The organism is Bacteroidota bacterium (assembly GCA_013360915.1).
Classification (GTDB): Bacteria; Bacteroidota; JABWAT01; order JABWAT01; family JABWAT01; genus JABWAT01.
Genome location: JABWAT010000045.1, coordinates 1 through 1,757, shown reverse-complemented (window position 1 = coordinate 1,757; position 1,757 = coordinate 1). Strand labels below are relative to the sequence as shown.

Below are 1,757 nucleotides of genomic sequence, written 5' to 3'. Positions count from 1 at the left end.
CCGCGAGATCCACTGACCGGAATTCAGTCAGGAAGGATTCAGAGAACAATTTTGCCACTGTCCGGATGTCCTTTTCGGTTGAGCATACCTGGCCCAATTCGACCAGGCTTTCTTTTACTTGAACTCCATTCATGGTTTGCCTCCGAAAAGAGCCTCAAACGATTGGCTGTCGTCCGGCTGACCATCCGTGACAGTCTCCCGGTTTTTCCCGATCTCTTCCTCCAGCTTTCGGATGATCCGTATGGCAGCCTCTGCTGTCGGCTGTGGATGTTTTTTTAGATAGTCCCGGGTGGTGCTTACAGTTTCGATGGTGAGGAAGTCTTCCTCGCGAAGCAGATCCCCGATCCGAGTCAATTGATCCTCTGAGGCGAGTTGTTTCGGCAGGACATTCGATTGAACCGGTGGCGGCGTTGGCTTCTGTGGCTCGGGTTGAGCTGGTTGCTGAATGGGTTCTGTACCATCATTCAGCCAATCAATCAGATCCTTCCCGAATTGTTCCCCGGGTTTCTCTATGATCTGATCCTGGTATTTTCCTGTCCGGTCCTTGATCACCTGAGCAATGTGCTCGGTAGACAGTTCGATCAGCATGTCGAACTCATACTCGATGCCCTTTCCTTGCTCAGGAGTAAGCCCAACCCGTATTGGGCGGGATTTCCCGTTCTTATCAGATTCAGTCGTCCACTCGGTCTTACTCCGCATGGTTACGATAACATGACCAGGGAAATTCAGGATGGCGTCCACGAACCGTTTCTGCTTTGGAGTTCCCTCGCTCCATGCAGACCAGGTGTTTCCTTTGTACTTGGTGGAAGCCAGTTTATCGATTTCTTCAAGGAGCTCTTGCCATGCATGGCTCATTGAATCGATGATTAGAACATTGTACCCGGTCTTTGCCGCGCCAGTCATGTAACTGATGTACTCATCGATGGTTTTTCGATCGAGGCTTGCCGTATCGAAATCAAACCGATCAGCATACTTTGATGCGCTGTTTCGCTCTGAATCAATCAGTGCGATTTTTCCACCGATTCCGGTTGCCATCCGGAGTGAGGTGAAAGTTTTTCCGGCGCCGGATGGTCCGAAGACCGCGAGCCGGAGTTTGGATTTTGCCTTAATGGCTTTCTGGAACATGATTACTCCTATCTTTCGGGTGGTCGTTTAATGTCTCTTCGTCAAGTTTGTCCAAACAGTCGGAGCAGATGCGCTCGTCGGTGTCCATTTGATCGGCCGGAATCGGCCATTCACAGATGATGCATGTGAATTCACTCATTGTTTCCCTCGTCTTTCCGCATTTTGATTTCAAGCACGGCGGTGATTGCTCCGGCCAGGAGCAGAACCCCAGCTGCCATGAATGCCAGTTCGTAGGTTTCCCGAGCGGCCAGCCACAACCGCCAGTCAGTCATCAGGTCGTTCATTTCCGTCCTCCGAAATGTCTGTCCAGGGTTTCCATCGCGGATTGAACCAACTCCAACCGCTCCTTGTATTCCGGCCCTTGGTAGGTGTCCATTTCGGAAGCCACGCAGAGGTAGCACCGGAAGGGATCGTTCTCGTCTCTCTCGTTCTCAGAAAAGTGAGTATGGCAGTTCGTGCAGTAGTCTTCCGGGTCGAACTTTGGTTGCCCGGCTTCTTCCATCAGGTGGTTGTAAATCGGGAGGATCGCTTCCTCTGTCCCTTCCATACTCACCGTGTGGTATAATCCGTCACCACGGATAATTGAGAACTCGATCACGTGTATCATCACGTCATTGAGTGCGCTTGCCTTG

The 1,757-nt window shown here is 51.4% G+C and carries 3 protein-coding genes; all 3 read right to left on the bottom strand.

Annotated features, from left to right (window positions below; translation table 11 throughout):
- Positions 1–129: 129 nt before the first annotated feature.
- Entirely contained in the window at positions 130–1,128 is a 999-nt protein-coding gene (locus HUU10_15715) for an ATP-binding protein (GenBank protein NUQ83050.1), read from the bottom strand.
- Between the two features lie 128 nt (positions 1,129–1,256).
- On the bottom strand, positions 1,257–1,409 hold the full coding sequence (locus tag HUU10_15710) for a hypothetical protein (GenBank protein NUQ83049.1): 153 nt from the start codon (positions 1,407–1,409) through the stop codon (positions 1,257–1,259).
- Positions 1,406–1,757, bottom strand: a 352-nt coding sequence (locus HUU10_15705; GenBank protein NUQ83048.1) for a hypothetical protein, incomplete at its 5' end; no start/stop codon positions are given. The genes HUU10_15710 and HUU10_15705, both read right to left, overlap by 4 nt.

Coding starts and splice junctions, on each gene's coding strand:
- HUU10_15710 (NUQ83049.1), bottom strand. CDS start 1,409: ATGAACGACCTGATGACTGACTGGCGGTTGTGGCTGGCCGCTCGGGAA.